3 protein-coding genes and 1 pseudogene are annotated in these 2504 nt (G+C 39.8%); all 4 read right to left on the bottom strand.

Features of this window, described 5'->3' with window-relative positions:
• The coding region (locus H7254_RS10520) for an NAD(P)H-dependent oxidoreductase (RefSeq protein WP_301932929.1) at nucleotides 1-556 on the bottom strand (556 nt) is incomplete at its 3' end.
• A 172-nt stretch (nucleotides 557-728) separates the two neighbouring features.
• Complete coding sequence (locus tag H7254_RS10525; RefSeq protein WP_301932930.1) at nucleotides 729-1187, bottom strand: DUF5990 family protein; 459 nt, start codon at nucleotides 1185-1187, stop codon at nucleotides 729-731.
• Nucleotides 1188-1347: 160 nt separating this feature from the next.
• Nucleotides 1348-2007, bottom strand: coding sequence for a hypothetical protein (locus H7254_RS10530; protein WP_301932931.1), 660 nt, complete (start codon nucleotides 2005-2007; stop codon nucleotides 1348-1350).
• Between the two features lie 10 nt (nucleotides 2008-2017).
• Nucleotides 2018-2504 (bottom strand): annotated as a pseudogene (locus H7254_RS10535) (Patatin); the annotation flags it as partial.

Consider the following 2504-nt stretch of genomic DNA (forward strand, 5'->3'; position numbering starts at 1 on the left):
AAAAAAATGCTGCTGTTCTACCCTCCAAATGGTTTACACTAAGTTGTTCCCACTGTTCTGTATGCTCCAGGGCCATAGCTTTTTCAGGGTCTTTATGATCAATTAGGTTCTCATCCGGATTGCCACCATTCATACAAACCAACCGGTCAAACATCAATTTTAAATTACTGCTGGGACCGTACCAGTTAATGGGTCCTATGATTGCCCATGCATCAGCCATATCAAGCCGGGCATACATATCTAAATCCCACATCAGGTCTTTTTCCATCCGGCTATTTTTTTCGTAACAGTTACAGGGCCATACGCAAAGCGCCATCGAGGTAGACACACAGGCATTACAAGATTGTATTTTTGCCCTGCCGTAAACATTGCCCAGGTCTTCATAATCTATTTCCCAATCCTTCGGCAGCATGTCTGCCATCTTAAGCATAAGTGTTCTTGATTTTCCATCAACCCCAGGGCAGTTGTATTGCCGCCGCCCGGAGCCGGAAATGATCAGGATTCTAAAAGGACGTTCGCTTGCAGGCAATGCTGCATTATCATCGTTGGGTTTCATTTTATAAAATATTATAGATATCTGAAATTGCTAATAATATCGTGCCTTACAAACTCTATTATTATTTCAGCAAGAAGGAATATTATGCAGGGCTAAAATTTGTTTGCCAAATGGGGATTAATGGATTGGTAAAACGATGAGGGGGACATGGTAGCTTTTATATCGTAAGTATTTACGCCTTTGAGATTAAATACCAGCCAGGGAAAGGTTTTACTGTAGCGCAATTTGGTCCCCCGTCTTTAGCAGTCCCCGGCACCCTGGTTTCCAGTATTAAAGATGAGTCAGCCAATAAAAGCTCAATAGTTTCAAATGAAATATCTCTTAAAGGAATTTTTAACCGGCGGCTCCAAAGCGAATCCAATTGTCCGGCACAAGTGCCAATGTCAACATAAATAAAGCGCTCCGATAATGGCCCCTGCACCAGTGGACCCGAAAAATCAGGTAGGCCTGTTTTGGATTCTTTAAATGAGATTTTCAAGTCAAAGCACAGATCCGTAGAACCGGACCTTTGCTTTTGGATGGTTTCATACTTACTTCCACTCCCCTTCTGAATTCCAAAATCAACTCCTGTTAAAGGACTTTCCAAAATAATTCTTAGGGATATTTCCTGATGCATTTTATGCCCGGCCATGATAGTGTAATGATTAATATTTCCTTCACCTGTATATCTAAAAACTTCCAGCCTTCGTCTTCCTTCATGCTACTTACAACATGGTACTTAAAACTTATTTCTTACAACTCACTACTTAGAACTTATTTCTTACACCTTATTACTTAAAACTTAAGACTCACTAACCCGCTTTCATCAGTTTAGCTGCCATCTTTCCTGCTAACAGAAAAAACAATACTTCTCCTATAAGTATTCCCACATATAGCAACGACCCTTTGTCGTACATACCATTTAACCAGAAATACAAAACAGCGGATAAAGCAAGAATTAATGATCCTAACGGTATTCCCCATTTAATGATTTCAACCCGTTGCATCCGTTTAAAAGTTTCATCGCTAGTCTTTTTAAAATCGGGTTTTAGTTTTTGAAGAAGATAAATATTTTCATAGATGTCTAGCATAAAAGGTATGATCTGTAACCATGCAAGAAAGGCAAAAATCTCTGGTCCAAAGTAGTCCATCTTCCATGAGATCTTCATGCACAACAAAAAAATGGAACCGTATGCAGCAGGCATGAATAAAAAGTCTGCATACAGGTGTTTTTTTAAAGCGCTGATTACTGTTGTGCTTCTTTTAGCAGGCAACCGATATATGCCATGGATTAGATTTTGTAACTCCAATGCAGAACCCGGCCATTGAAGGTCCATAATACTAAAGCGGCGAAGCACAACATCTTCGGTGTAAAAATACCTGCCTAAACGGCCCATAATAAAAGTGGTAAACAACATTACTCCAAACGTAATACAGAATACCAGCCACCCATTTGCTATATGAAGTTGCATAAAAATTAAATTATACGTTTATGGTTTCGTGCTGCGCTACATTACTTACAACAGGTTTTGTATTATTCATTTGCTCCTGCATACCGGCACGGGCCATTTTATACCCCTGCCAGTCGAAATCCATTAAAAAATCAGTGGCTGCCACGGCACCTTTTAGCAACATATCCAGCTTATCTTTTTTAGTGAGAAAGAAATTGAGCCAGTTGTACTCCGATACATTAATCTTTCCAATTCCCTTTTCATACACTTTGTTTTTTATTAAAAAATCTTTATCGTAGTAATAGCGAATGGTGTTAAACATTCTTCCAAAGTAACCGGCAAGGCTCCAGCCAGAGGCATGCATGCTCTTATCTTCAGGCTGCGCATCATCCAGGTCTATACCAAACGAGGGCGTGCGGGGAACAACAACATTAGGATTGTAAAAAAGATTGATAGGAAAATTGGAAAGCATTCCACCGTCAACAAAACGTGCAGAAGAGGGAGGTTCTTTTTGACCA

Origin of the sequence: Ferruginibacter sp., assembly GCF_014377975.1 — a bacterium.
Lineage (GTDB): Bacteria > Bacteroidota > Bacteroidia > Chitinophagales > Chitinophagaceae > Ferruginibacter.